Below are 26,426 nucleotides of genomic sequence, written 5' to 3' on the forward strand. Positions count from 1 at the left end.
CGGAGCTGTCCGGCTACTGGATGGCGACCGGCTACAATTCGATCGGCATCGTCTCCTCCGGCGGCGCCGGCATGGCGCTGGCGCAGTGGATCAATGACGGCGAAGCGCCCTTCGACCTGTGGGAGGTCGACATCCGCCGCGCCCAGCCATTCCAGAAGAACCGACGCTATCTCAAGGAGCGCGTCTCCGAGACGCTCGGCCTGCTCTATGCCGACCATTTCCCCTATCGGCAGATGGCGACCTCGAGGAATGTCCGCCGCTCGCCCCTGCATGAGCATCTGAAGGCGCGCGGCGCGGTGTTCGGCGAAGTCGCCGGCTGGGAGCGCGCCAACTGGTTCGCACGCGAGGGCCAGGAGCGCGAATACCGCTATTCCTGGAAGCGGCAGAACTGGTTCGACAACCAGCGCGAGGAACACCTCGCGGTCAGGAATGGCGTCGGCCTGTTCGACATGACCTCGTTCGGCAAGATCCGTGTCGAGGGCCGCGACGCCTGCGCTTTCCTGCAAAGACTATGCGCCAACGACATGGACGTCGCGCCGGGCAAGATCGTCTACACCCAGATGCTCAACCAACGCGGCGGCATCGAGAGCGACCTGACGGTCTCGCGCCTGTCGGAGACGGCGTTCTTCCTCGTCGTCCCAGGCGCCACGCTGCAGCGTGACCTCGCCTGGCTGCGCCGCCATGTCGGCGGGCAGTTCGTTGTCGTCACCGACGTAACGGCGGCCGAAAGCGTGCTCTGTCTCATGGGTCCGGATGCGCGAAAGCTGATCCAGAAGGTCAGCCCGAACGATTTCTCCAATGAGAAAAATCCGTTCGGCACATTCCAGGAGATCGAGATCGGCATGGGCCTGGCCCGCGCCCACCGCGTCACCTATGTCGGCGAGCTCGGCTGGGAACTCTATGTCTCGACCGACCAGGCAGCACACGTTTTCGAAGCGATCGACGAGGCCGGTGCCGATGTCGGCCTGAAACTCTGCGGCCTGCACACGCTGGATTCCTGCCGCATCGAAAAGGCTTTCCGGCATTTCGGCCACGACATCACCGACGAGGACAATGTGCTGGAGGCCGGCCTCGGCTTCGCGGTGAAGACCGCCAAGGGCGACTTCATCGGCCGCGATGCCGTGCTGCGCAAAAAGGAAGCCGGCCTGTCACGCCGGCTCGTCCAGTTCCGGCTTAAGGATCCAGAGCCCCTGCTCTTCCATAACGAGGCGATCCTGCGCGACGGCAAGATCGTCGGTCCGATCACATCAGGCAATTACGGCCATCACCTCGGCGGCGCGGTAGGGCTGGGTTATGTGCCATGCCGGGGCGAGAGCGAGGCCGATGTGCTGGCTTCATCCTACGAGATCGAAATCGCCGGCGAACGCTTCGCGGCGGAAGCATCGTTGAAGCCGATGTACGATCCGAAGGCTGAAAAAGTGCGGGCCTGAGTTACAAACACCTATAGGAATGAGTGGATAGCTGCGCAACGCGTCTTCGCAAGGGATGCAGCTTCGATACGTAACGCGAGCAATTATACGTCAAGCGTCTAGGTGTCCGTATCCCCAATGCCGTCTCTTGTTGGGAGACCTTGAAAGTAGTGATGCTGGCCAAGGCCCGAGAGATATCAGCCCTAACCGCGGTGGAGCGGCTCAAGGCCTTGTAGGCAGACGTCCTCAGTACCGGTCCCTACGATCGACCACAGCCGTGGGTGGGTGGCAAGTCTTCAATAGGACCAATTTAAATGTGTCAGATCGGCGGTGGTAAAATGGGCGTGCGGATTTAAAGCCCGTTGCGTCCACCGCGCGTGGATCGCCCGGGCGGAACGTAAGTCATCGCCGCGAAAGGGCGACGGCGGGGTCCTTCACGAAAGTAGTTTCAGACTGTTCAGCATGCAGGGCGCCGGGGCACTGCGCGAGCACTTCTACTAAGCACGGGACAAGGTCGGTTCGCTCATTTCTTGCCTTCGTCGCTGTGAGCAGAGAGCGCAGCTGTGTCCATATCGATTGATCTTCCAGAGCTTGTTGGGCGGATTGAGGGGGCAGAGCTGCCCCCGTACTGGCAAATTTTTCCCGATTTCAAACCACTCACGGCCTTGGGGCTCGATATCACGCCTTGAATTCCTGAAAACAGGGCGCGCCGGGTGACGACGCCCGCCGGCTCGCTGCCGTCATAGACTGCGATCAGATCGCCGCCATCCGCAGCGGTGCTGATCACAGCGGAGAGCTTGTCAGTGGTTTGCACGCGGGGGAGCGCTTGGAATTTCTTTTCAGAAAGCGTCGCTATGCTGTCCCGCGGCTGCATGATCTTCCTGGCAGTGACGAGATTGAGCAGCGAAATGCCTGAGACGAAATCAGCGACATAGCGGTCCTTGGGCGCGGTTACGATGTCTTCCGGCGTTCCCACTTGAACGAACTTACCATCCTTCATGATCGCAATACGATCGCCCAGGCGAATGGCTTCGTCGAGGTCGTGTGTGATAAACACCGTTGTTTTCTGGACGACCTTCGCGAGGTCTAGGAACTGCTGTTGGAGTTGGCGGCGGATCAACGGGTCGAGCGCTGAGAACGGCTCGTCCAGTAACAGGATCTGCGGGTCTGCCGCCATGGCACGGGCAAGCCCCACCCGCTGCTTCATCCAGCCCGAGAGCTCGTCCGGGTAACGCTCGCCCCAACCGCTCAAGTCAACGAGCTTGAGGTTTTCTTCCGCCACGCGGCGGCACTCCTTGCGTGATTTGCCTCGGAGTTCGAGACTGAGGGAAACATTGTCGTAGACGGTGCGGTGCGGCAGCAGCGCCATGTGCTGGAAGACCATGCCGACCGTCTCTGAGCGAAGGGTCCGGAGTTCAGACGGCGAAAGTTTGTTGATGGCATTTCCGCCGATCCGAACCTCGCCTGCGGTTGGTTCGATCAGCCGATTGAGATGGCGGACAAGCGTCGATTTCCCTGAGCCGGACAGCCCCATGATGCAAAAGATCTCGCCGGGCTCGACCGAGAAGGACACATCGGCCACACCCAGAACGCAATCGAATTCTTCAAGGACTTGCCTCTTGCTGAACCCGCGATCGCGGGCCGCCGCGAGGGCTTCCCCTTTGCGCGTCCCGAAAATTTTCCACAAGCCGGAACAGACGATGGCGGGTATAGTCATGTGCGGAACTCTCGATAGTGTGTTGTGCCTATCTTCAGACCGTAATCGGCCGGCGGATGCCGCCGGCCGATTTAAACCTCAGAGCCTCACTTGGCGGCCTTGGCTTCAGCGATCCACTTTTCCCAATCAGCGTGGTGAGCGGCGATCCAGTCGGTTGCGTGTTTCATGATCTGCTCGTTGCTCTTTTCACCATTGGCAACCTTTTGATTTTCCGCGTTGACGTCCGCAATCGGGATCTGCACGAGCTCAAAGAATTTCTTGGCTTTCGGGTTGGCTTTCAGCCAAGTCGTATTGGCGATGATCTTCTGGTCGTTCACGGCGAAGCCAAGATTCCCGAGGCCTTCAACAACTGTGTTGCCGGTCTCCGCGTCAGGAAGAGAGGTGTTCTTGACGTTGAGCCAGACAACCTCCTTGCCTGGGCGGAGAATGGCAGATACCCACAGCGGCGTCCAAGTGTAGTACAGTGTCGGCTTGCCAGCCTTGATGCGTTCGATCGCGTCAGGAATGATGGCGAAATAGCCGCCTTGCTTTTCCTCGACGGTATCACGCAGGCCATAGGCGTCGAGCTGATGCTCGATCACGCGTTCGCAGCCCCACCCCGGTTCGCAACCGTAGAGGTCTGCCTTTCCATTCCCGTCGATGTCGAAAAGCTTGGCCTTCTCGGGATCCTTGAGGTCCTCAAGATACTTGATGCCAGTGGCGTCGGCCGTTTTCTTATCGATCAGATAGCCCTGCAGGCTGTTCTTGATTAGGGTGCCGACGCTCATCAGCTTTTCATCGCCGCCTGATGCTTTCCAGAAAGTGTCGTGAAGCGGAACCCAGTGCACCGCATAAAAGGTGAGATCGCCGTTAGCTACAGCGGTATGCGCCAGCTGAACTTGAACCTGGGTCAGGTCAGCTATGTTATAGCCGAGCTCCTTGAGACCCTCATCCACGACAAATGTCTGGAACAGCTCTTCTGTCGCTCCGCTCCAGGCCGGCATGACCTGATCTGCCATTGCCGGCACCGCATAGCCAGCCATCACGGCCATGGCCAGCGCCACACATTTTATCTTCATCGTTTCCTCCCTGTGTGAGCAAATTGCTCAGCTTCTGTGACTAGTTGTTAAGGTGACGGCCCTGAAAAGTCCCACCGGACCTTGATGCCAGAGCTCGCCCGGCCTTCGCTTCTGTGTCGACAGCGAATGCGTGAAGCGATCCAGCACGATGGCCAGCGCGACGATGCCCAGGCCCCCGACTGTCGCCAAACCCACATCAAGACGGCCTATGCCGCGCAGCACCGTCTGGCCCAGTCCACCAACAGCGATCATCGAACCGATGACCACCATCGATAGCGACATCATCAGCGTCTGGTTGATGCCGGCCATGACGGTGGGTAGCGCAAGCGGCAGCTGAGCCTTCCACAGAAGCTGACGCTCCGTAGCGCCGAAGGCGCGCATGGCTTCGATCACCTCTTCCGGTACCTGCCGTATGCCGAGGTTCGTAAGGCGGATCAGCGGCGCAACCGCAAAAATTACCGTAACGATCACGCCCGGCACGTTGCCGATACCGAAGAGCATCACAATGGGAACCAGGTAGACGAACGCTGGAATGGTCTGCATCCCGTCAAGGATCGGACGCATCACCACAAATACTCGCTCGCTCCGCGCCGCCCAGATACCGAGCGGAATGCCAAGCATCACCGCTACGACGAGCGAAGTCAGCACAATTGAAAGCGTCGTCATGGCGTCCTGCCAGACGCCGATGAGACCCATAAAGATGAGAGCGCCGACGATAACCCCGGCGACCTTCCGTCCGCCGAACTGCCAAGCCGCCAGGCCCGCAACGATGATCATCACGACCGGAGGAACCGAATGGAGCGCTATGCCGAACCACTGCAGTAGAAGGTCGAAGGGCGCCTTGACCGATTGAAAGAACGGCCTGTAGTGATCAACAACCCAGCGCAGCCCGATAGTCATCCAATCAGCGAGAGGGATTACCCCGCACTCAAAAGGATCTAGTATTCCGCACTTACCCATGTTGCTGTTCTCCAGAAGCTTTCTCGCTCGAAAACTTGCTACGCCACCAGGGTCCAGGGGAATATCGCGGCGTCGCGCTAAAGTTAGTTGTGTGCAATAGGTGCTCCGGATTCCGCAAGGCCCTACGGCAGGTAGAGCTACTCTTCTATTCCTGAGCAGGTCGCACCGTTACCGACAGATGCGCAGTTCTCCCTGCTTCATGGTGCCATCGTCCAGACTTCACCGTCCTGTTCACCCGACGACGTCCATCTGGACACCACGCTCCGGACCAGGCCTGCCCTCCAGTCGGCGTGCTCGACTGGAGCCTTCAGGCGGCGAGCCAGACGTTCTGCAGATCCATTTGAAACGTCGGGTGAATTACGTAGTTCTGGACCTTTTTGTTCATGTGACCGAAGAGGCTTTGCCAGAACGGCTGGATGATCACTCCGGAGTCCTGCAACACGTCCTCGATGTTCTTCATAAACTCTTTGCGCTCGGCAGCGTCACTCACGGAGAAGGCCTTCTTGAGCTTGGCGTCAAACTCGGGGTTTGAATAAGCGGTCTCATTCCAGGCTTCGCCAGTGCGATAGGCCAATGCAAGAACCTGAACGCCGAGGGGGCGCATGTACCAGACGGTCAGCGAATATGGGTACTTTGACCAGTCATTCCAGAATGTCGAACCCGGAAGCACAGTACGTTTGACCTTGAAACCGGCCTCGCGCAGCTGGGCCGCGATGGCGTCCCCGGTGTTTTTCTGCCAATCCTCGTCGATCGAGATCAACTCATGCTCGAAGTCTGTATGTCCGGATTGAGCAATGAGTTTCCTCGCGCCCTCTACGTTCCGGCTCTTTTTGGGCAGAGCATAATATTCCGGATGAATTGGGCTGACGTGATGGTTTTCGCCGACCGTTCCCCGCCCTGCATAGCCGAGTTGAAGGACAGCGTTGTTATCGACCGCCATCTGCAGCGCGTTTCGGACCTTCTTGTCGTCATATGGTTTGTGGGCGGTGTTGGTGCGGCACACGAGCGTCGTTGCCGTTGCGACTTCCGATTTTACCAGGTCCATCTTGTCCAGAATGTCGATGAAGTCAGCCGGAGTCTCCAGATTGAGATCGACCTCCCCGGACTCGACAGCAGCCACCGTCGCCTGGAAGTCGGTCCCATAATCGACGAACTGCACGCCATCGAGCAACGCCTCGCCGCCCCACCACTTGCCATCCTGCCGGCGTTTGACTTCAGCCTTGCTGCCGACCAAGTAGGATACCAGTTCAAATGGACCCGTCCCAATCGGCTTCGTGACTGGGTCGGCGCCGCCGGCATCGAAACTGGGGTGGACGATCAGCCCGGGATAGTCGGTGAAATTCGCGATTATGGCGATGTCGGGGTCGCTTAGCTCGAGTTTGACGGTATAATCATCGACCTTGACGATCGCTCCATCTCTCGCCTTGCCGTTCTTGGCATCGATAAGCCCCCCGACACGAGCGGCCATCGAGTTGCCCGAGACGCCCTTCTCGCACCACCGGGTTATGTTGAAGATTACGTCATCGGCGTCGAATGTATCGCCGTTGTTCCAGGTGACGCTCTTCCGGACGTGGAAGACATACTCCGTCGCGTCCTCATTGATCTCCCAGCTTTCCAGCAGAACAGGTTCGAACGTGAACTCATGTGTGTAACGGACGAGCGGCTCCAGCCAGCAACGAGAGATGTTGGCAAGTTCCACCCAGTCATAGGTACGCGGGTCTTTCTGCGCCTTGACGGGCATTGAGACGCGCAGAATTCCGCCCTTCTTCTGTTCAGCGGCGCGCACCGATTGGGGAAATGCCACGCCGATCAGGCTATAGGCCATCGCACCCGAGGCGCCGAATGTACTTGCAAGCGCAAGGAACTCACGCCGGTCCATCGTGCCTGCTTTGACCTCGCTCGCCATCTTATCGATGGAAGCTGGAACGCGATCCCCATTGCTTCTGAAAAACGCCATGTTTCTTCTCCCTAATTTTATTGTTCCCGGTCCATTTATTCATGGGCGCCTGGCTGGACTTAGGCGAGGCTCGGGGAAATATCCTCCTGGCGTTTCGCCACAAACGCATCGAGTTCCTCGCGGACGGCAGGGTCCATCGGCGGCTGCTCGTAGCTCGCGATGATTGCTGTCGCCTTCTCCCTGCAGCGCTGTGCCATGTCCTTGGAACCTTTGACCTTCCACTGCTCGTAGCTTAGGTAGTCGAGGATCTCCGGCGCGATGAACGCGTCCTTGAAGCGCTTGAGCGTGAAGGAATCTCCGAGATAGTGGCCGCCGGGTCCGATGCGGCGGACGGCTTCGAGCGCATCCTCGAAATATTCGAATGATATGCCCCGCGCGTATTTCTCGATGAGCAGGTTCTGTTCAGCATCGGCGATGAACTTCGCCATGCAGCACACCAGACCGGCTTCATCCCAGCCGCCGGCATGCATCATAAGGTTGGAGCAGGCGCTGGCGCCGGACATGTAGGCGATGGCTGATTCATAACCGGACTGGGCATCGAAGGTTTTGGCGGAGGATTGAGACGCAGTGGTTCGCCACGGCACGTTATAGCGCCTTGCCAGTTGTCCGATGACGGCGTTGATCAGAGTAACTTCCGGCATGCCGGACATGGGGGCGCCGCTGCGCATCGACACCGAGACGGAATATTGACCGTAGATCATCTTGGCGCCTGGCGCGGCAAGCTGAGTATAGGCCAGCGCGGCGAGCGCCTCCGCATTCAACTGGGCGATCGTGGCGGGGATGTCGGCGGGAGTGTTGGCGGCGCCGAGCACGAATGGAGACAGCAGCACGACCTGGTTCGCGTCGGCGAAGGCGCGAAGCCCTTCCAGCATGGTCGAATCCCAGACAAGCGGCGAGTTGCCCGACACGTGACCGATCATCACCGCGTTCTGATCCATGAATGCCTTGCCATGCACGATCTGGCCCATCGCGATCGAGTCGTCGGCACGTTGCTTTCCGGTCGTCAGACCGAAGAAAGGCATGTTGGTTTCCACCAGGCTCGAATGATTGATGTGCAGATGGCGCCATGGCACGGCGATGTCGGTCGGCTCGCAGGTGAACCCGCCCGCGATATGGAAACCGGGCAGCATCTGGGTCAGCCGGTTCATGTTCCGGAGATCCTCGATCGTGGATGCGCGCCGCACGCCCTGAAGATCGCGGATGTTTGGCGCACCCTGCATGACGCCGAAAGTCATTGTATCTGGCGCGATCTCGAAACGCTGTGACGGATCGCGAGACGTCATTTCAAAACGGGAAGGGGCCTTGGAGATGAGATCCATGACCATGTCGGCCTCGAGGCGAACGCGGTGTTCACGGACATCCGCCCCCGCCTCTTTCCACTGCCTGATCGCTGTCTCATCTCTGAATTCGATCCCGATCTCGCGTAGGATCGCCAGCGAAGCCTGATGAATGCGCTCAAGCTGTTCGGCGTTGACGGCCTCCACAGGTCGAATTCCGTACTTGATAGTCGAGACACGCGGCCTTCTTTCAGCCTCCCGTGCCGCAACCACCGAAGACCGGCCTCCGCGGCGTCGGTTTGCGGGAACGTCAGTGTCCATTCAGAGCCTCGCCCGCGATAGCGGAACGACCGGCGTCCCGCATTAAAACACTCGTGGCCCCGCCGTCTAAGAAGGCGTGCCGGATTTGTATCTTGCTGATGATAGGCGCGGGCAATAGCCTTGAGAATGCGCAAAAGGTTTCGCTAGTCTTAAACCCACTTTATGTCCAAGTCCCTCGGGCGAAAGCTTTTTGCGATCCCATCACACCACTAGAGCAGTTCGCGTTTTATCTGATTCGGGATTCCCAAGGATGAGCAAATCAGATTTGATGTTCTGACCGTTGGAGGTCGGGACTGACGAAGGCTTATTCGATGGATCTTCGGGAGCGAGCACTGGCCCGACTTGAAGAGGGCGAGACGAGCCGTGAGGTAGCTGCGGCTCTGAGGGTGGCGGTGTCGAGCGTGATCAAGTGGGCGGCGCGCAAGCGTCGCCTTGGCAGTGCGGCACCTGGCAAGATGGGCGGTCACCGGCCCTATCTGATCGATGGGAGCATCGTGCTTTCGTCCTGGGCTAGGTCGAGCGAGATGCCAACGTGACGCTTCATCAGTTGACGGCGGCACTGGCTGAACGTGGTCTCATCATCCACCCTGCGAGCGTCGGTCACTTCCTGCATCGCGAGGGCAAGAGTTTTAAAAAACCCATTCTGCCGGCCGAGCAGTTCAAGCCCAAGCTGATGCGCCGGCGAGCGCAATGGATGCGCTACCAGACCCGCATTGACCCTACGCGCTTGGTCTTCCTGGATGAACCATGGGTCAAGACAAACATGGCGCCATTGCGCGGCTGGGGTGTGCGCGGCAAGCGGCTGATGGCCCACGCACCATATGGCCATTGGAAGACCATGACCTTCATCGCCGCGCTACGCCATGATCGGGTTGGAGGCGCCTTGGGTCATTGACGGCCCTATCAATGCGCAGGCCCTCCGTGCCTATGTCGCAACCGAGCTCATCAAAGCCCTGAAGCCGGGGGACATCGTCATTCTCGACAATCTCGGTTCCCACAAAGGCCAAGCCGTCCGCGATATCGTCAGAGCTGCTGGGGCGCGGCTCTTCTTCCTGCCGCCCTACAGTCCAGATCTCAATCCAATCGAGAAGCTGTTTGCTAAGCTCAAGCACTGCATCCGACCGTGCCGCCAAACGATCACAACGCCATCGCCCACACCCCAGGTCAGCCCAAACGAATGCAACAACTACATGGAAAGCGCAGGCTATAAGTCAACCTAAATGCGAACTGCTCTAGGACTGCAGAACCTGTGGACGTCGTTCCGCTATTCCTCTCGTGCCGTTCGGACTAATGCTGCCCGGGCCGGCCGCGTACGGTCGTTAGGCTCCCCCTTTCCAGGCGCGTATGGGATGGACTTTCGCGATCCCTCGCTGCGGGCATCGTGTCAGCGCAAAAATTGAATGCTCCTACGAGCGGCTTTAAGCTTGTCATGAAGATGGTCTATGTCGGGCAGCAATCTTTCGCCTGTCAAAGCACTAGCGTCTGGAATAAAGAGCGGCTGATTGCAGTAGAGTTCTTCGAACAGGCCTGAGAATTGAACCATCTGACCAGGAAGTGGCATTCAAATCGCGATTGCGGCGTGGTTGCTTGCGCATTCCGTGCCCTCATTGGCAAATAGCCGTTTGGACGGACAATTGAAGGTGCGCCCATGCATCGGCACGATCGACCTCGGAGCGTTTCTATCACGACTCGCGGCTGTTTGAAGATGTCCTTGGGTAAATTATGAACAAGGGGAAAGGTTCTCGACATGACGTTGCCCGATCAGTTCAAGCGCACTGTAGTCATTGCGGTGGATTTACATGACTGCATCGAAGCGGATGGGGCATGGTCGATCTACAATCGAGAAGAGCTGCTGCGGAGTGCCAAGACAGCTCTCCGATGCATGCCGTGCAGCGGGGCTGCCTATTGTCTATACACAGAATTGGTATGATCCAAGAGGAGTAGACGCGCTACGTCACGAGGCTTTGAACGGCGGACGCCCATCACATAGCGTCGGGCAGGCTGCCGAGATTCATCGTGGACCTGAAACCGGAAGCTAGCCTTGTACGAAAGCAGCGTCCCAGCGCGTTCTACAACACGAATTTGGAGATTTTGCTGCGCCGATTGAATGCGGACCATCTTATAATGTTCGGAGCTTAAGCGAGGTTTGTTTGGAAACGACAGTGTGAGACGCGATTTCGCGCGACTACCGCATCAGGATTTTCAAGGATGCCTGCGGCACCGCGACTGAACTGATGCATATGACGCCATGCTTGACTTGGCCAACTGGCTTTACGCAGGCTCGGTGATCACCGCGGACAACCTAAAGAGGGCTCTGGAGGGTATGCCAACAAGGATTGGCGCTTCGATAGGCCCACTGCATTTGCTTACACACTGGAAAACGTTAAATCCTCTCTACAGCTCCCTTTGAGAGAGACGGCCTCTCAATTGGAAGCCTTTTAAGCAGGCCTATCGCGAAGCCAACCGCCGGCGCGTCAGCCGATCCGGGCAGTAAAAGTTGGGTGGACAGAACTGGGCGGTCAGTTCACGCCGCTGCTGCATAGGGAGGAACCCGGTTCGCGGCACTGCTACAGTTGCCTTTCAGGTTCTGTCATGTGCGGATCTTAACGCGTCACGTTGAGTTCGCTGGCCGCGTTCTCGTACTTCATGCGCGGCCACCGGTCCACGGCGAGAAGCGATTACCTCGGGTGAAGATTGTGAGGCTTGATATCAATCAGGTCTATACCCGACGCCATCCTTTCAGTCTACGAGACGCCCGGAATATGGTTTATTCGAAAAGAGTTATTCTGGGCTTGCGTGCCGCGACAATCTTGGTCGGCGATAGGTATCGAGTAGCCACATCGACAACGGGTTTGACCGGAGTAGATCAACTTGGAACACAAAATAGAGGCGTCGACGTCTAACATTATGCCTGCTCAATTCGCGAGAAGCTTGTATTACGACATGGCGCGTATCAGGCAGTTTGAGAACCGGGTCGTCACCCTAGTCGATGACAACGAGATCGCCGGCGTATGTCACGAGTACAGCGGGCAAGAGGCGGTTGCGGTTGGTATTTGCGGCGCACTCACGACTTCAGACATCGTCACAAGTACCCATCGAGGGCATGGCCACACACTGGCGAAGGGCGGCGACGTTGGCAGAATGTTTGCTGAGCTGCTCGCGCGAACGGGCGGATACAATAAGGGTCGCGGCGGATCCATGCACATTGCTGACGTCGGGATTGGAATATTTGGGGCGAATGGTATCGTCGGCGCTGGAGCCCCTATAGCCTGTGGTGCGGCTCACAAATTCAAAGCTGCTCGCGAAAACCGCGTTGCTGTTTCATTCTTCGGCGACGGAGCAATCAACCAAGGGGTCCTCCACGAGGCGATGAACCTCGCGGCGATTTGGGATCTTCCTGTCATTTTCGTCTGCGAGAACAATCAGTACGCGATCTCGACGCCTCTCAAAGAAGTCACGATCCTAGACCCTTACGTTCGCGCCCAATCCTACGGAATGCCTGGTGTGTGCGTCGATGGCATGGACGTCGAGGCCGTTTATCACGCTGCTCTCACTGCTACGGAACGCGCTCGGACCGGCAAAGGCCCAACGTTCATTGAGTGTCAAACCTATCGCTACTTTGGGCATTATACAGGCGAGCGTCACATGAAGATGAACTATCGATCTCAAGAGGAAGTCGATCGCTGGAAGTTGCGGGACCCTATCAAGATCTGGGCGGCGCGTATGATGGAAAGTGGCTTGTGCGCTCAAGAAGACATTGAAGCTATCGATGCCGAGGTCAACATTGAGATCGATCGGGGCGTCGAGTTCGCTAGGAGCAGCCCCCCGCCGAACCCGGCCGAGGCTCTCGATTGCATGTATGCCGTGCCGTATCCGAACACTCCGGCATGGGGAGTAGAGCCGTGAGACAGCTGAGATTTCTTCAGGCCATGAACGAAGCCTACCATCAGGCCATGGGGGCAGATGAGAGTGTCATGATTATCGGGGAGGACATTCGAGGTGGAATTCGCGGTGAGACGAAAGGCCTCCATGGCGCTTTCGGCGATCTCCGCGTACTCGACACACCCATTTCCGAGGCAGCGTTCACCGGCTTCGCTACGGGGGCGGCTTTGGCCGGTTTGCGCCCAATCGTTCAGTTTCAAGTTCCCTCACTGATTTACGTCGCATTCGACCAGCTAGTCAATCAAGCGGCGAAGATGCGATTGATGTTAGGAGGTCAAGCAAATCTTCCAATCACTTACACGCTTATGGTGTCTGGATCGCGGGGTGGAAACGCGGGCCAGCACTCAGACAATCCCTATCCGTACCTCCTACACGCTGGCTTCAAGGTTGTTTGCCCTTCGAATGCCTACGACGCCAAGGGCCTCATGATCCAGGCGATCCGCGAAGACGACCCCGTCGTTTTCATAGCATCAGCCATGTCGCTTCCGCAAAAGGGTCCGGTGCCGGAGGAAATCTATGCCGTCCCTTTCGGTTGCGGTGACGTTAAGCGTGAAGGATCCGATGTCACAGTCATTGCTATCGGGCATTTAGTGCCCGAGGCTCTAGCTGTCGCTGAGCGCCTCGCCCAGGAGAAAAACATCAGCGTCGAAGTGTGGGATCCTCGGTCTCTCTTGCCGCTTGACAGGGAAGGGCTGTTGAAGTCCGTCAAGAAAACTGGCCGCGTCGTAATCTACGACGACACGAACCGTACTTGTGGGTTCGCCGCCGAATTGAGCGCAATAATAGGGGAGCTGGCGTTTTCATCTCTCAAGGCCCCGATCAAGCGTGTCACGCGAGCTGACGTTCCTATGCCGTTCAATCTTGCGCTCGAAGCTGCTGTTCTGCCGAAGCCGCAGCAACTGGAAGACGCGATCTTAGCCGTAAGGAGCTATGCTCATGTTTGAAGTTCGTATCCCGAAGATGGGTGCATCGACGGTCGAGGTTGATCTTACGAAGTGGTATGTTTCGGTCGGCACCTCGGTCGTTCCGGGTCAGATTCTAGCCGAAGTGGAGTCGGAAAAAACTAACATTGAGATAGAGGCGGAGACCGCAGGCGTGGTTGCCGAAATCCTTGTTGATGAAGGGTCAGCGACGGAAGTCGGAATCGTCATCTGTCGCATCAACACCGGGCAGTAGAAAAGAATCACGGTTCGTTACTTATCTGACTAAACTTCAGAACCTCCGGCGATTTAAGTGCCACTCCTGGCTGCTTACGTCTGCATACCCATTGGTTAGTATTCGGAGTCAACTGCTCGTTGCTGTAGGACTACCATGACGCGGGACAAACGCTTCGAAGGCAAGACGGTTTTGATTACTGGTGGAGCTCGAGGTCAAGGTGCGGCGGAAGCCGTCCAAATCGCAACGGAGGGAGGGCGGGTTGTCATCGGCGACCTCCTAGACGAGCAGGGCGAACAACTTGCAGCGACTATTGGTGAAAAAGCGTCATACGTGCATCTCGACGTCACTAGCGAGCAAGACTGGCGAAGCCTGATCCGCTGTCTGGAGGGGGAGGGGACGGGACTTCATGGTCTGGTCAACAACGCGGCGATTTATGAACCCGTGCCAATGAGGGATTCGAGCGTCGCGCTCTTCGAAAAGCACTTCCGTGTGAATCAGTTGGGTTGCTTCCTCGGTATGCGGGAAGTCTCACCTCTGATCGAGGCATCCGGCGGTGGCGCAATAGTAAACATCTCGTCTGTCGCCGGGATGCGCGGAAGTCGAACTTGTATGGCCTACTCCGCGACGAAATGGGCCCTTCGAGGCATGACAAAATGCGCGGCCCTAGAGCTTGCGCCAGCAGGAATCCGCGTCAATTCTATCCACCCCGGGTGGGTGGAAACCGACATGCTGCTCGCCGAGGATCCGTCCGACAGAGAGCGCCAGTACGCGCTCATTCCGCTCAAGCGGGCCGGGACGGTCGACGAGGTGGCCGACCTCGTTCTCTTCCTGCTCTCGAACGAGAGCCGCTACATTACCGGGGCGGAGATCGCGATCGACGGAGGACTGTTGCTGTGAGCATTTGAGCCTTCTTAGCCCCAACATCCGTTCAGCTCGAAGATTTTTCCGCTTCGTACCCCAAGCAGAGCAGCCCGAACCCGCAAACCGCTAGCCCGCTAGATACCTCAAAAGCCACAGTAGAGCCGATGCCTATCAACGTCAGAATGCCGGCCTTCGTTTCCGATATGGGAGCAGCCACCATTGTAAAATGGATGTTCAACGAGGGGGACGACATAAAGGCCGGAGATGTTTTGGCTCAAGTATCAAGCGGTAGCGATACAGGTGAGATCAAGGCCGCTGCCGGCGGTACTCTGGAAAGGATTGTCGTTCCGGAAGGCGCTAACGGTCTAAAAGTCAGGGACCTGGTCGCCGTTCTTGCCATAAAGACTGAAGCTGGTTCGGTTGCCGCAGCCCCTGGACAACGGTCCGACGCGCCTGGAGGCCCTGCTCCTGCAGCGTCGTCTGGAAGCAAAGGTGCCAAGGACGACGCTGTTCTTAAGCTGTTTGAGGGCGGATCATATGAACGCATACCTAACGACGGGATGCGAAGGACGATTGCACGTCGTCTGGTGACCTCGAAGCAAACCATTCCGCATTTCTATGTCGCAGTGGATTGCGAGATCGATCAGCTTCTAGGACTGCGCTCCCGACTCAACGGTGCGGCGCCTAGGGCCGCGGACGGACTGCCGGTCTACAAGTTGTCCGTCAATGACATGGTGATAAGGGCCTTGGCGCTTGCGCTGCGTGACGTTCCGGACGCGAATGTCTCCTGGACCGAGGGCGCTATTCTTAAACACCAGCACGTCGACATAGGGGTAGCTGTCTCGATCGCAGGCGGTCTGATCACGCCGATCATACGCAAGGCTGAACAGAAAACACTTCAAGTCATTTCCGCCGAGATGAAGGACCTCGGCAAACGCGCGAGAGATCGCAAGCTAAAGCCTGAAGAATATGAAGGCGGCACGACATCGATCTCGAACATGGGCATGATGGGGGTCAAAGAGTTCGCTGCCGTGATCAATCCCCCCCACGCTACGATTCTGGCAGTCGGTGCGGGCAGACAGCATGTAGTCGTCAAGAGCGGTTCAATGGCCATCGCAACGGTGATGAGTGTTACCCTTTCCATCGACCATCGCTGTGTGGACGGCGTGCTCGGAGCAAAGTTGCTGCAGATATTTAAGAGCTATATTGAAAATCCTATGAGCATGGTCGCCTGAGCATGAGGTCCAAGTTTGGCAACTAGACGCTTGCGTTATGGCCGGCGAAGGTAGCGTATTCGCGATCTTGCGCATGAGCGGCTGGACATAAGCTGGGTTTACGGCCAGCGAATCCTTTTGCGCATTCTCAGGACAATTGCTGGCGCCTATCATTGCAAGCCAATTGGCCAGGCTGCCTATACGGGTTGTTTCTGCGGCAGAATGTTGATCCCTGTCGGACGGTGCTGGACAATGTCATTCCGTATCCGTGTCGCGGGGCCGTTTTAGTGATGATAGCCGGCAGAGTGGCACAGACCCGCAAAAGCAACAACGGGCGCCACCCGTATCGGGATCATGATCCCGGTCAATTTATTGGGGCGAGGCCAACATACAAACTTGGATCAAAGGCAGCATGGATTATCTGAAGAAATTCGACCTGTCCGGCAAGCGTGCAATTGTAACCGGAGGGGGGCGCGGTATCGGGCTTGAAATCGCTCACGCTCTCGGCCAAGCGGGCGCGTCAATTGTCATCGCGGACTTGGACGCGAATAGCGCTGCTGCCGCTGCGGCCAAACTCGCATCATGCGGTATCGCGGCAAGTCATCGCGGCATCGATGTGGCAAAGCCGGATGCGGTTACGGCGCTCGCCGACGAACTGAATGCCGAACAGCCGATCGACGTCCTTATTAACAATGCCGGTATAGCCCGGATAACCGAGGCCCTCGACACTTCCGACGCGGACTGGCTGGCAACGATGCGGGTCAATTCGGATGCTGCATTTTGGTGTGCGAGGGCCTTTGGCCGGCACATGATCGCCCGTCGCTGGGGCAACATCGTGAACATCGGATCCATGTGCGGCATGATAGTGACGCAGCCACAGAACAACACCGCCTATATTACCAGTAAGGGCGCCATTCACATGATGACGAAGTCGCTGGCCTGTGCCTGGGCAAAGCATAATGTGCGAGTAAATGCGGTAGCTCCAGGATATGTTACAACAGAGATGACAATTTCCCCGAGGAATGAAAGCTCATTTCAGTATGATCGATGGTTAGAGCAGACTCCGCTGGGAAGAATGGGCGAGTCCCATGAAGTTGCATCCGCGGTGCTGTTTCTTGCCAGCCCTGCATCAAGCTATTGCACGGGAGCCATCCTGTCCGTTGATGGCGGCTATACATGTATGTGAGCGACGGATAATTCATTGGAAGTGACTAACTGCCGCGTCAGTAAGATGTCACTTCAGAATCAATATAAGCGTATCGATTTGGGGGAGTGGAATGTTGGTGCAGGTGCGTCGGGTGCGGAGCCACCTAAGAGCTTAAAATCGTGGCGTGAAGGATAACTTGGACGTTCGGGTTTTAGAGAGAGATCTCGTTGGGGAAAACGGGCCATGGCCTGCTATTTGGCGCATTAACCGCCGCTGATCCGCCTGCATCCGCCGGCCGGTCGCGGTTGCGGGAAGAACATCCGCTGGCTGGCCGGAGTCAAATAAAGTCGTATAGCCGGACGATGCGTGACGATCCTGCGCAACCGCGGAATACGGATCTCCATTGCGAGATTTGTCGGGCTATCACTAAAGGCTGAGAGGTGCCCCAGATAGGCTGATGGGAAGTTGATGGCAAACTAGGCTCGGTGAGGCGACCGGTCTCACGCCACCATGACATCCCGCCGCTCGGGTGTTGGGCCGAGCCTTGACGCGCTCCATGCGAGAGCCAAGTTGACCTAAGTCTGCGCGAAACCTGTCACTCGGGACTAAGGCTAGCGAGCGCAACGTTTGATATGAATCGGCTTTATGCCAGTCGCGAGCTTTTCAGTCTGCGACTCTTCAGCCTCGTCGTCTATTCGAGGTGAGGACGAGGACGGCGCTCGCAACTTGGTCGCCGGTCCCCCTTCGACGAACACGGGTATCCCTGCCACCGCTTTTGTTCCAGCAGGTTACCCGCCGCCTTCTTGCTGAACCTCAAGGGCAGTTCGGCAAGCGCGAACGCATATGAGGATTGGACCATGGATGACATCCGCGTTGTTACCGACTTCCCCCGCAAAGTGCGCGAGATCGAGAATGTCTGGATCCCGATGCCGGACGGGGTAAAGCTCGCTGCCCGCCTCTGGTTGCCGGAGGACGCCGAGGCGGACCCGGTCCCCGCCATCCTCGAATACCTGCCCTATCGAAAGAGGGATGGGACTGTGGAGCGCGACCAACTCACCCATCCATACTTCGCCGGGCATGGCTATGCAGGTGTGCGCGTGGACATGCGCGGTTCGGGTGATAGCGAAGGGGTCTGCAGGGGCGAATATCTCAAACAAGAGCAGGACGACTGTCTTGCCGTGATCGAATGGTTGGCGAAGCAATTATGGTGCTCAGGCAGTGTCGGTATGATTGGCATCTCCTGGGGCGGGTTCAACAGCCTTCAGGTTGCTGCCCGCCGTCCGCCAGCCCTCAAGGCGATAATCTCGCTGTGTTCGACCGACGATCGATACCGGGATGAATGTCACTATTTCGGCGGCGCGCTTATGTGCGAAAATTTGATGTGGGGGGCAGCGGCTTGGGCGATTGCCATGACCCCGCCCGATCCAGCTCTTGTGGGAGAACGCTGGCGTGAGATTTGGGAAGAGCGGCTCAACGGCAACGGGATCTGGCTGCAAGACTGGTTCGCGCACCAGCGTCGGGACGATTTCTACAAGCATGGTTCTATCTGCGAGGACTATTCCAACATCGAGATTCCTGTCTACGCGGTGGGTGGCTGGGCGGACGCCTATCCCAACGCCATCTTGCGCATGCTCGAGAACCTGCCGGGACCTCGCAAAGGCCTGATCGGCCCTTGGGCTCATAAGTATCCTCACATCGCCATGCCCGGGCCTCGCATCGGCTTTCTCCAGGAATGCTTGCGCTGGTGGGACCAGCATCTTAAAGGCATCCACACCGGCGTTGAGGACGAGCCGATGTTGCGCGCGTGGATTCAGGATCCTTTGCCCCCCGCCGCCATCTACGACGAGCGGCCAGGCCGTTGGATCGCTGAGCCTTCCTGGCCGACGGCGAGCATTGTCGAAAGACGGCTGTCGCTCTCACCGGGACTTCTTGCCGAAGGAGATGGCAGTGATGCTGTTCTTACGATCTGTTCACCGTCCACTTCGGGGCTATCATCCGGTGTTTGGTGCGCGTATGGCGCAGTGCCGGACCAGCCCATCGACCAGCGCATGGAAGCCGGAAACGCCTTGGTATTCGAAACCGAGCCTCTTCTGGAGGAGGTAGACCTTCTCGGCTTCCCCGAGCTTGAGGTAACCCTCTCTTCCGACAAAGCAGTGGCAATCCTATCGGCCACGCTTTCGCTCGTGTTTAAGGACGGCTCGGCCACCCGTGTGAGCTATGGCATTCTGAATTTGACCCATCGCCACGACGACCTCGATTTGAAGCCAATGACGCCCGGTAAGGCTGAAGCAATACGCCTGAAGCTGCGGTCTTGCGGGCAACGCTTTGAAAAAGGGCAACGCATAAGGCTCGCCATCGCCACCAGCCATTGGCCTATTGTCTTTCCTAGTCCAGAGAGGGCAAGTCTATCAATACATTGTGCGGCCAGCAGGCTTATCTTGCCGGTGCGCAAAGCGAATGCCGTAGACTCCAAACTTGTACCGTTTCTGAAGCCAGAGAGTGCTCGGCCGATGGCAACAGAGACTATTAAGCCTGGTAAACCTTTCTGTCGCGAGGTAATCACCAACCAAGCCACGGGCGAGACAACTTTCCGGATGGCGAGCGACGCGGGGACCGTGGTGCATCCGCACACCGGAATGGTCATTTCGGCTAAGCACAGTGACACACTTACCATGCATCCCGACGATCCGAGCTCGGCGCGCGGAACCTCCAACTGGGAAAAGTCGTACGCCCGCGGTAACTGGAACGTGCATATTGCGCTCTCGGCCACTGTCCGCGCGCTGCGCGACGTATGGCGCATCGAGACACATATCGTGGCGAAGGAAGGCGACAAGCTTTTACTTGAACGAGACGACGTCAAGGAGTTCGCTCGGGACTTAAACTGACCGGTACTGGTCCCGCTCGGCCGGGGTTCAAATGTCGCTTTTTACAACGAGATAGTAGGTATTGACGCGTTCCAACCAGCAGTGAGGTTCACGCCATCTCCGCAACTTCTGAAGGAAAGAGTGCTGCGTCGGCAACTAGGCCGAGAGCTCATGACATAAACAGAATTTATGCCTGACGGTATCTTTTCCGCCTGCGGCTTGGCTGCCCCATAGTATATTCCAAAGAGAAACACACCCGAGCAAGGAACGCGGGCGCCGCGGCCACGGCAAGACGCCTCGGCAAGTCGCTCGGCAAGGGGAACAGCCATGGAGGACATGATGCAAAGTGTAAGCCGCCGCACCTTTCTTAGGGCAGGAGCCGCGCTAAGCGGTGGCATAATCTCTGCTGGCATGCCCTTGTCTCAAGTCATCTGGGCGGCCGAAGGCAAGGTGCTCGAGGTGCGTTCCAGTGGAGACCTGGTCACGCTGGATCCCGCTTTCCTCGGGCAGGCGGCGGAAGTAGACCTAACAAACTGTATCTATTCAAAGCTCACGCGATATAAGCCCGGCACCGAATGGGGCTGGGAGTTAGAGGCTGCAGACAAGATCGAGCAGGTTGATCCCACGCATATCCGATTTCGCCTCAAGAAAGGCATAAAATTTAGTGGCGATTACGGCGAGCTGACGGCCAAGGATGTTAAGTTCTCTTTCGAGCGCGTCATCAAGCTCAATTCACCCATCAAGCCCCAATGGGGCTCGTTAAATCACGTCGAGGTGGAGGACGACTACAGTGGTGTTATCGTGTTCAACGCGCCATTTGCGGCTGTTTGGCTTGTTCCGCTGCCTTATGCCGTCGGCCAAATCGTTTCTGAGGCTGCGGTAAGGAAAGCCACCAAGGACGGCGGTAATTTCGGTGTGAAGCCGCCAGCATTCTCAGGTCCCTACGTGCTGGCTGACTGGAAGCCCAACCAGTACGCACTTCTCACGAGAAATCCGGACTGGTCAGGCCCCAAGCCGGGCTTCGACGAAATCCGTATCCTGCCTATTCCGGACGCTAAGGCAGCGGAACGTGCTTATCAGGCGGGCGACGTCGATTTCACCGTAGTCGGTTTGGACTCTCTCGCGGCGTTCAAGAGCAATCCGCCCGCCAACACGGAGATCGCGGAAAGGGCATCGACCCGTTATACATGGATCGGCATGAACATGGATCATCCCAAACTGAAGGACATAAATGTCCGCAGGGCGATCCAATGGGCGATCAATGTACCACAGGTTTTAGATACCGCGTATGACGGTCAGTCAATTGCGGCCACGGGTATTATTCCTCCAGGTATCGTTGGGCATCGCGCAAAGACTCTGGTTCCGCCGGAAGGTGATCTCTCAAAAGCCAAAGAGCTTCTCGAGAAGGCTGGGGTAAATGGTTTGACATTGAGCCTCGACTGTACAAACGACAGCCAGACTTCAGCCATAGCTCAGACGGTGCAGGCACAATTGTCCCAAGTCGGAATTTCTCTGGTGGTTAATGCCCGAGATCCCGGGACATTCTGGTCACTCGGCGTGGAGTCTGAGGGAGACAGCTGGAAGGACGTGCAGCTCTTTATTATGACCTTCTCCGGACTGCCGGATCCGTACGACTACGTGACTTGGTTCGTGCAAGATCAAGTGGGTATATGGAACTGGCAACGCTTCCGCAGCCAACGCTTTGACGAGCTAAACGCTAAGGGACTGTCCATTAACGATCCCAACGAGCGGGCAAAGGTTTACGAGGACATGCAGGACTTGATGGAAGATTCTGGCGCATTTCGGTTCCTGACCAATGAGACCAATCCAATCCTATATCGGAAGACGCGAATGAAAGCGGCGATGCGCCCAGATGGAACCCCATTATATATCGATTTCCAGCCGGCTTAAGCTTGAGCGTGAACTGTGTGGATCTATCTACTGAAACGCGTTTTCCTCGCGGTCGCCATTACGGTGATCGCGGTGACCCTTGTGTTCATGATGATCCATGCGGTGCCTGGCGACCCAGCCGTTGCTCTGCTAGGTCCCCGCGCCACGCCTGAAATGATAGCGCACCTTCATCGGGAGATGGGGCTGGATAAGCCGCTTGCCGTGCAGATCGTCATTTTCTTCGAAGGGCTGCTGCAAGGCAATCTTGGTTTTGATGTGTTGAGCCAACGTCCGGTTGCGGACATAATATTCGAGCAACTTCCTTATACTATCGAACTAATCTTCGTCTCGATTTTGTGGGCGGTGGCGATTGCGGTGCCGCTCGGTTGTTATTCGGCCATGAGGCGTAATTCTGTCATCGACCAGATCGTCGCGATCATGGCAGTCGCCACGATCGCGATTCCTTCGTTCGTCATGGCTGTCTACGCACTCCTGATCTTCGCTGTCACGCTCCATTGGTTACCAGCAGTCGGAGCCGGACAGGGTTTTTTGGACGGCCTTGTTCATCTCATTCTGCCAGCCTTCGCCGTCGGGATCGGCTGGGTTGGATACATCTCCCGGCTGGTACGGGCATCCATGATGGAGATCCTGGGTGAAAACCATGTGCGAATGGCCCGTTCCTTCGGCATTTCCGAATGGCGCATTGTTTTGCATTACGCGCTGCCGCTTGCGATCCTGCCGACAGTGACGATCCTCGGCGTGGGCATAGCGTGGTTGCTTTCGTCAGCTGTCTTTATCGAGGTCGTTTTCGCAAGACCAGGTATCGGTGCCTTGATTGTACAGGCGGTCAACACGCGCAACTATGCAGTCGTAATAGGGGCCGTGCTAGTCACCACTGTTGTTACTGTCTTGGCGACGACGGCGTCCGATCTGATCGCTGCCTCTCTTGATCCTCGAACCCGCGAGAAACTTTAGCATGGCGAGCCTTGAAGCGCTCCGCGGCGAAACTGGCCCAGAGCTAGCACCCGGCAGCTTCCGTAAGACGGTGCGGCAACTGCGCAAGAACCGTCTTGGCGTCCTTGGAGCCGCGCTGGTCGCGATCGTTTTCGCAAGCGCGATCTTCGCCCCGATCATCATTACACATGATCCGACCCGCATCATGGTGGGGCCGCGCTTGGCGGACCCGTCACTACTTTTTCTTCTGGGCACCGATCAACTGGGCCGCGACACATTCTCGCGCGTCATGATGGGCGGCCGCGTCCCGCTGCTTGTCGCCTTCGCCTCGCTAGGCAGTTCGCTGGCAGCCGGCCTCGTGCTTGGTCTGATCGCAGGCTTCGGACCGAGGTGGCTGGACAATTTGCTCCTTCTTTTATTCGATACGATCCGCTCCTTTCCGGGCATCATCTTCGCGTTGGCGATTATCGGCTTACTTGGACCCAGCCTGGCCAGCATGATTTTTGTTATCGCAATCACCTCTATGCCCATTTATGCACGGGTCGTGAGGACCCAGACAGAGGCGCTACGCAACAGTGAATACATCGCCGCAGAACGCACTCTGGGCGCTGGCACGATGCGCATCCTGGCAGTGCACGTACTGCCTAATGTTATCGGCCCGCTTCTCATCCTCGTGAGCATGGACGTGCCCGCGGTAATCGCGGTGGAGGCCGGTCTCAGCTTCCTTGGTTTGGGCGTACGTCCACCCACGCCCGATTGGGGAGCAATCCTCAACGACGGCTATAATTACATCCAGCAGACGCCGTGGCTTGTGGTTGGCGGTGGTATTCCAATCGTCCTCGCAACGCTGGGCTTCACATTCCTGGGTGAGGCGCTACGCGACATGTTCGATCCAAAGCTGCGGAAAGATCTATGATACCACACGATCGGTCATCGCAATCGACCACACCCCTCCTGGAGATACGTCACCTCCATCTTGATTTCGGGACACCAGAGGGGCGCATTCATGCACTGCGAAACGTGTCGCTTAATGTCGCAGCCGCAGAGGTGGTCGGCGTTGTCGGCGAAAGCGGATCTGGAAAGTCGACGCTTGCGTATACGGTGATGGGTCTGCTTTCGGAAAATGCCGATGTCACAGGTGGCGAGATCCTGTTTGAAGGGCGAGACCTGCTGAAGATGCCGGCTCAGTCGCAGCGTAGCCTGCTTGGCGATCGACTTTCCATGGTTTTTCAAGATCCAATGACTGCGCTTAATCCTGTGCGCACCGTTGAGAACCAGATGATCGACATCCAGCACCACCAGCAAAAAAGCCGGAGTGAAAAGCGTGCTCGTGCCATCGACATGCTACACCGGGTCGGAATTCCGGATCCGCAAAACCGGATCGGGGCCTATCCGCACCACTTTTCCGGCGGCATGCGTCAGCGGATATGTATAGCCATGGCGCTGCTTGTAAAACCCGTGCTCCTCATCGCCGACGAGCCGACGACTGCGCTCGATGCGACACTTGAAGTCCAGATCATCCATCTGCTCAAAAATCTCCAAAGGGAGATCGGTTGCTCCGTCCTCTTCGTATCCCATCATCTTGGAGCTGTGGCTGAGTTGTGCGACCGGGTCGTCGTCATGTATGCCGGCGAAGTGGTCGAACAAGGCGATGTGCGCAGCATATTCCGCAATCCCGCTCATCCCTACACCCGCGCCCTGCTTGAGTGCGACCCGGGGCGGCTTAAACGAACCACACGCACATTGCCGACCATTTCCGGCGAGGTGCCCAGCCTCCTGGGCTTGAAGAAGGGGTGCATCTTCAGCGCGCGATGCCCGCAGGCATATGATCGCTGTCTCGAGGAACAGCCAGTCGATCGCCCGATCAGCCCAGGGCAGACGGCACGATGCCATCTGCTCGAAGAAAATCGACTAGTTTCGGCATGAGTGCCCTTGTCAGTGTTCGGGACCTCTGCGTCCGCTTCCGCACGATGGGGCCGCTTAAAGCGCTCGCGACCGGGACAAATGCGCCTTTCATCGACGCGGTATGCAGTGTTTCTTTTGAAATTCACAAGGGTGAGACGCTGGCCCTTGTCGGCGAGAGCGGCTCCGGAAAATCCACCGTCGCTCGCACGATGATTGGCCTGCAGCGGGCGGTGAGCGGCAGCATCAGCTTCGATGGGCAGGAACTCACGGACCTCAGTGCGGTAGAACGCAAGCCCTACTTGCGACGCATGGCGATGACGTTTCAGGATCCGATCGGTTCACTTTCGCCCAGGCTGACGGTGCGATCGATCTTGACCGAGCCTTTCCGCATCCATGGGCTGAAGGATCGCGATTTAGGAGCTGAAGCGACGCGCCTCCTGCGGATGGTGGGCTTGCCGGCCGATTTTGTTGGCCGCTATCCTCATCAACTCTCCGGTGGTCAAGCCAGGCGCGTCAGCGTGGCGCGCGCCCTAGCGCTCAATCCGGACTTGATCATCGCCGATGAGCCGACCGCGGGCTTGGATGTCTCGGTGCAAGGCGAGGTGCTAAATCTTCTCACTCGCCTGCAGGACGAACTAGGCATCGCGATCCTGATAATCACGCACAACCTCAATGTAGTGCGCCACATAACTGACCGCATGGCAATCATGTATCTCGGCCGCTTCATTGAAGTCGGCACGACGCAGAGTATTTTCCATCAGCCAAGCCATCCCTATACCGAAGCGCTGCTTGCGGCCAATCCCGAACCGGACCCAGACGCAGTGCTCAACAGGATTGAGCTCAAGGGCGAAGTGCCAAGCGTGATGTACCGGCCATCCGGCTGCGAGTTCCACACCCGGTGTCGTTACGCTCAAGATCGCATCTGTGGCCGCGTCGCTCCCCCATCCTCAGTGAGCCTGCAGGACCCGGAGCACAGCTTTAGATGCCATTTCCCGTTAAGCTCCAAATCGTTGACCTGCTGAACGTTCATCCCTCGCGGAAACTGGGGGCCGATTTGTTTAAAATCTTGGCTGGGCTTAGGCAATTTGTCAGGCGCGAAGCCTTTCATCAGCGCAACAGACCGCGGGTCTGGCGTAATGCATTGGCATTCCATGGCGAGCAATTGGGGTGTTCCGGCCGAACAGCCGAACCCGGCGATTGCGACGGCGTAACATAAAAACGGGGTGGCCTCGAGGGCTTCGCAACTGGGGAACTGCGGTTGGTGGGCACCCTCGGCAGGCGTCCATGGTTCAGCTGTGCCGCACAAGCAGTGCCCGGTTCGCGCGCCCTATGAGGGTACGGCTTATGGGGGTAAGGCGGAGGCGCCCACTGTTCCCGCCGGCGCGCTAATAACGAATGGGGCATCAACATCATGCTGCGCATCAAATTCAATGATTGAATCTGGCATCCAGGGACCGATAACCTCGGGCAACCGGTGTCCGTGTCCGCTATGTAGTAAGCGCCTATGAAGTGGCGGCGCTCCTCTACACGTATTTCGCGAGCGCCGAATCGTTCTGGCTTAGAATAGCGGTCCTGGAACGCTTCTTGTTGGGACGAAAGCCACAGATGTCGCTCAGCCCGAAACTGGCTTGCAATCGAGATATAGTGGGGTTCCATCTGGGCGCATTGCCGCCTGCACCTTCGTTGTGCGATACACGACGGGAGTGGCCCCGTGGGTCAGGAATCGGAAATTCCCCGGATTCTTCCATGAGGTCCAGCATCTCCTCGTAGAGCTTTCCACGCTCATTAGGTC

General features: G+C 57.5%; 18 protein-coding genes and 1 pseudogene. 14 read left to right on the forward strand and 5 right to left on the reverse strand.

Going from position 1 to position 26,426, the window contains the following annotated elements; all coding sequences use genetic code 11:
- On the forward strand, positions 1–1,430 hold a 1,430-nt coding region (locus tag EOB49_RS19155; RefSeq protein WP_164781736.1), incomplete at its 5' end, for a glycine cleavage T C-terminal barrel domain-containing protein.
- Between the two features lie 502 nt (positions 1,431–1,932).
- Here the strand turns inward: EOB49_RS19155 and EOB49_RS19160 are convergent.
- The 5 genes from EOB49_RS19160 to EOB49_RS19180 all read right to left on the reverse strand — a co-directional run bounded on the left by EOB49_RS19160 (position 1,933) and on the right by EOB49_RS19180 (position 8,699).
- Complete coding sequence (locus tag EOB49_RS19160; protein WP_127381910.1) at positions 1,933–3,126, reverse strand: betaine/proline/choline family ABC transporter ATP-binding protein; 1,194 nt, start codon at positions 3,124–3,126, stop codon at positions 1,933–1,935.
- Positions 3,127–3,212: 86 nt separating this feature from the next.
- Positions 3,213–4,184 carry a glycine betaine/L-proline ABC transporter substrate-binding protein ProX gene (gene proX, locus EOB49_RS19165; RefSeq protein WP_126080623.1) on the reverse strand — a complete coding sequence of 324 codons (972 nt, stop codon included), beginning with the start codon at positions 4,182–4,184 and terminating at the stop codon, positions 3,213–3,215.
- Positions 4,185–4,211: 27 nt separating this feature from the next.
- Positions 4,212–5,084, reverse strand: a complete 873-nt coding sequence (locus EOB49_RS19170; RefSeq protein ID WP_245466464.1) for an ABC transporter permease subunit — start codon at positions 5,082–5,084, stop codon at positions 4,212–4,214.
- A gap of 367 nt (positions 5,085–5,451) precedes the next feature.
- Positions 5,452–7,101: an ABC transporter substrate-binding protein gene (locus EOB49_RS19175; protein WP_127381911.1), complete on the reverse strand. Its 1,650-nt coding sequence runs from the start codon at positions 7,099–7,101 to the stop codon at positions 5,452–5,454.
- Between the two features lie 59 nt (positions 7,102–7,160).
- Positions 7,161–8,699 carry a trimethylamine methyltransferase family protein gene (locus EOB49_RS19180; RefSeq protein ID WP_126080626.1) on the reverse strand — a complete coding sequence of 513 codons (1,539 nt, stop codon included), beginning with the start codon at positions 8,697–8,699 and terminating at the stop codon, positions 7,161–7,163.
- 293 nt (positions 8,700–8,992) lie between these two features.
- On the opposite strand from EOB49_RS19180, the pseudogene EOB49_RS19185 reads away from it, so the two are divergent.
- The 13 genes and pseudogenes from EOB49_RS19185 (at position 8,993) to EOB49_RS19250 (ending at position 25,656) form a co-directional block, all read left to right on the forward strand.
- Positions 8,993–9,919: pseudogene (locus EOB49_RS19185) on the forward strand (IS630 family transposase).
- Between the two features lie 1,651 nt (positions 9,920–11,570).
- Positions 11,571–12,605, forward strand: a complete 1,035-nt coding sequence (locus EOB49_RS19195; RefSeq protein ID WP_206516851.1) for a thiamine pyrophosphate-dependent dehydrogenase E1 component subunit alpha — start codon at positions 11,571–11,573, stop codon at positions 12,603–12,605.
- 23 nt (positions 12,606–12,628) lie between these two features.
- Positions 12,629–13,585 carry a transketolase C-terminal domain-containing protein gene (locus tag EOB49_RS19200; RefSeq protein WP_206516850.1) on the forward strand — a complete coding sequence of 319 codons (957 nt, stop codon included), beginning with the start codon at positions 12,629–12,631 and terminating at the stop codon, positions 13,583–13,585.
- Entirely contained in the window at positions 13,578–13,817 is a 240-nt protein-coding gene (locus EOB49_RS19205) for a biotin/lipoyl-containing protein (RefSeq protein ID WP_164762741.1), read from the forward strand. The genes EOB49_RS19200 and EOB49_RS19205 overlap by 8 nt, the downstream gene beginning before the upstream one ends.
- Before the next feature lie 135 nt (positions 13,818–13,952).
- The gene (locus EOB49_RS19210) at positions 13,953–14,696 is read left to right on the forward strand and encodes an SDR family oxidoreductase (RefSeq protein WP_126080629.1); all 744 of its coding nucleotides are present in this window, start codon (positions 13,953–13,955) and stop codon (positions 14,694–14,696) included.
- 128 nt (positions 14,697–14,824) lie between these two features.
- Entirely contained in the window at positions 14,825–15,895 is a 1,071-nt protein-coding gene (locus EOB49_RS19215) for a 2-oxo acid dehydrogenase subunit E2 (protein ID WP_127330954.1), read from the forward strand.
- Between the two features lie 391 nt (positions 15,896–16,286).
- Positions 16,287–17,060, forward strand: a complete 774-nt coding sequence (locus tag EOB49_RS19220) for an SDR family oxidoreductase (RefSeq protein ID WP_126080631.1) — start codon at positions 16,287–16,289, stop codon at positions 17,058–17,060.
- An 818-nt stretch (positions 17,061–17,878) separates the two neighbouring features.
- Positions 17,879–19,906 (forward strand): CocE/NonD family hydrolase, encoded by a 2,028-nt coding sequence (locus tag EOB49_RS19225; RefSeq protein WP_127330952.1) that lies wholly within the window; start codon positions 17,879–17,881, stop codon positions 19,904–19,906.
- A 306-nt stretch (positions 19,907–20,212) separates the two neighbouring features.
- Positions 20,213–21,796: an ABC transporter substrate-binding protein gene (locus EOB49_RS19230; RefSeq protein ID WP_126080633.1), complete on the forward strand. Its 1,584-nt coding sequence runs from the start codon at positions 20,213–20,215 to the stop codon at positions 21,794–21,796.
- 15 nt (positions 21,797–21,811) lie between these two features.
- Complete coding sequence (locus EOB49_RS19235) at positions 21,812–22,750, forward strand: ABC transporter permease (protein WP_126080634.1); 939 nt, start codon at positions 21,812–21,814, stop codon at positions 22,748–22,750.
- A gap of 1 nt (position 22,751) precedes the next feature.
- Positions 22,752–23,645, forward strand: coding sequence for an ABC transporter permease (locus tag EOB49_RS19240; protein WP_126080635.1), 894 nt, complete (start codon positions 22,752–22,754; stop codon positions 23,643–23,645).
- A complete protein-coding gene (locus EOB49_RS19245; protein WP_126080636.1) occupies positions 23,642–24,655 on the forward strand; it encodes an ABC transporter ATP-binding protein in 1,014 nt (337 codons plus the stop codon). The genes EOB49_RS19240 and EOB49_RS19245 overlap by 4 nt, the downstream gene beginning before the upstream one ends.
- Complete coding sequence (locus tag EOB49_RS19250; protein WP_126080637.1) at positions 24,652–25,656, forward strand: ABC transporter ATP-binding protein; 1,005 nt, start codon at positions 24,652–24,654, stop codon at positions 25,654–25,656. Before EOB49_RS19245 ends, EOB49_RS19250 begins: the two co-directional genes overlap by 4 nt.
- The last annotated feature ends 770 nt before the right edge of the window (positions 25,657–26,426 follow it).

This window comes from Mesorhizobium sp. M7A.F.Ca.MR.148.00.0.0 (assembly GCF_003997735.1).
Lineage (GTDB): Bacteria > Pseudomonadota > Alphaproteobacteria > Rhizobiales > Rhizobiaceae > Mesorhizobium.

Excerpts from the sequence above, each read along its gene's own strand:
- EOB49_RS19160 (WP_127381910.1), bottom strand. The coding sequence starts at position 3,126 with ATGACTATACCCGCCATCGTCTGTTCCGGCTTGTGGAAAATTTTCGGG.
- proX (WP_126080623.1), bottom strand. The coding sequence starts at position 4,184 with ATGAAGATAAAATGTGTGGCGCTGGCCATGGCCGTGATGGCTGGCTAT.
- EOB49_RS19170 (WP_245466464.1), bottom strand. The coding sequence starts at position 5,084 with ATGACTATCGGGCTGCGCTGGGTTGTTGATCACTACAGGCCGTTCTTT.
- EOB49_RS19175 (WP_127381911.1), bottom strand. The coding sequence starts at position 7,101 with ATGGCGTTTTTCAGAAGCAATGGGGATCGCGTTCCAGCTTCCATCGAT.
- EOB49_RS19180 (WP_126080626.1), bottom strand. The coding sequence starts at position 8,699 with ATGGACACTGACGTTCCCGCAAACCGACGCCGCGGAGGCCGGTCTTCG.
- EOB49_RS19200 (WP_206516850.1), top strand. The coding sequence starts at position 12,629 with ATGAACGAAGCCTACCATCAGGCCATGGGGGCAGATGAGAGTGTCATG.
- EOB49_RS19205 (WP_164762741.1), top strand. The coding sequence starts at position 13,578 with ATGTTTGAAGTTCGTATCCCGAAGATGGGTGCATCGACGGTCGAGGTT.
- EOB49_RS19210 (WP_126080629.1), top strand. The coding sequence starts at position 13,953 with ATGACGCGGGACAAACGCTTCGAAGGCAAGACGGTTTTGATTACTGGT.
- EOB49_RS19215 (WP_127330954.1), top strand. The coding sequence starts at position 14,825 with ATGCCTATCAACGTCAGAATGCCGGCCTTCGTTTCCGATATGGGAGCA.
- EOB49_RS19220 (WP_126080631.1), top strand. The coding sequence starts at position 16,287 with ATGGATTATCTGAAGAAATTCGACCTGTCCGGCAAGCGTGCAATTGTA.
- EOB49_RS19225 (WP_127330952.1), top strand. The coding sequence starts at position 17,879 with ATGGATGACATCCGCGTTGTTACCGACTTCCCCCGCAAAGTGCGCGAG.
- EOB49_RS19230 (WP_126080633.1), top strand. The coding sequence starts at position 20,213 with ATGGAGGACATGATGCAAAGTGTAAGCCGCCGCACCTTTCTTAGGGCA.
- EOB49_RS19240 (WP_126080635.1), top strand. The coding sequence starts at position 22,752 with ATGGCGAGCCTTGAAGCGCTCCGCGGCGAAACTGGCCCAGAGCTAGCA.
- EOB49_RS19245 (WP_126080636.1), top strand. The coding sequence starts at position 23,642 with ATGATACCACACGATCGGTCATCGCAATCGACCACACCCCTCCTGGAG.
- EOB49_RS19250 (WP_126080637.1), top strand. The coding sequence starts at position 24,652 with ATGAGTGCCCTTGTCAGTGTTCGGGACCTCTGCGTCCGCTTCCGCACG.